Genomic DNA, 1,194 nt, shown 5'->3' on the forward strand with positions numbered 1-1,194 from the left:
AATGTCCAAGGGTAAGTTTGAGCGCACCAAGCCCCACGTGAACGTGGGCACCATCGGTCACGTTGACCACGGCAAGACGACGCTGACGGCGGCGCTGACGAAGGTGGGCGCCGAGCGCTTCGGCGGCGAATTCAAGGCCTACGACGCGATCGACGCGGCGCCGGAAGAGAAGGCGCGTGGCATCACGATCTCGACCGCGCACGTGGAATACGAGTCCCCGACCCGTCACTATGCGCACGTTGATTGCCCGGGCCATGCCGACTACGTGAAGAACATGATCACGGGTGCGGCGCAGATGGACGGCGCGATCCTGGTGTGCTCGGCGGCCGACGGCCCGATGCCGCAGACCCGCGAGCACATCCTGCTGGCCCGCCAGGTGGGCGTTCCCTACATCGTCGTGTTCATGAACAAGGCGGACATGGTGGACGACGCCGAGCTTCTGGAGCTGGTGGAGATGGAGATCCGCGAGCTGCTGAGCAAGTACAACTTCCCGGGCGACGACACCCCGATCATCAAGGGTTCGGCGCTCAAGGCGCTGGAAGGCGACCAGTCGGAGATCGGCGTTCCGGCGATCATCCAGCTGGTCGAGGCGCTTGACACCTACATCCCGGAGCCGCAGCGCGACGTGGACAAGCCGTTCCTGATGCCGGTCGAGGACGTGTTCTCGATTTCGGGTCGTGGCACGGTGGTCACGGGCCGCATCGAGCGCGGCATCATCAAGGTGGGCGACGAAATCGAAATCGTCGGCATCCGCCCGACCCAGAAGACCACGGTCACCGGCGTCGAGATGTTCCGCAAGCTGCTCGACCAGGGCCAGGCGGGCGACAACGCCGGCCTGCTGCTGCGCGGCACCAAGCGTGACGACGTGGAGCGCGGCCAGGTGCTGTGCAAGCCGGGCTCGATCGCCCCGCACACGGAGTTCGAGGCCGAGGTGTACGTTCTGTCGAAGGACGAGGGCGGCCGCCACACCCCGTTCTTCAAGGGCTACCGTCCGCAGTTCTACTTCCGCACGACCGACGTGACCGGCGCCTGCCAGCTGCCGGAAGGCGTGGAGATGGTGATGCCGGGCGACAACGTGAAGATGGTGGTCACCCTGATCGCCCCGATCGCGATGGACGAAGGCCTGCGTTTCGCCATCCGCGAAGGCGGCCGCACCGTCGGCGCCGGCGTGGTTGCAAAGATCATCAAGTAAGC

General features: G+C 65.7%; 1 protein-coding gene. It reads left to right on the forward strand.

Features of this window, described 5'->3' with window-relative positions:
* The first annotated feature begins 1 nt into the window (after position 1).
* On the forward strand, positions 2 to 1,192 hold the full coding sequence (gene tuf, locus IEX13_RS14150) for an elongation factor Tu (RefSeq protein WP_188665858.1): 1,191 nt from the start codon (positions 2 to 4) through the stop codon (positions 1,190 to 1,192).
* The last annotated feature ends 2 nt before the right edge of the window (positions 1,193 to 1,194 follow it).

Origin of the sequence: Arenimonas soli, assembly GCF_014643775.1 — a bacterium.
In the GTDB taxonomy this organism is placed as follows: Bacteria; Pseudomonadota; Gammaproteobacteria; order Xanthomonadales; family Xanthomonadaceae; genus Arenimonas; species Arenimonas soli.

What these genes read in the sequence shown, in the direction of transcription:
- tuf (WP_188665858.1), top strand. Translation starts at nt 2, where the DNA reads ATGTCCAAGGGTAAGTTTGAGCGCACCAAGCCCCACGTGAACGTGGGC.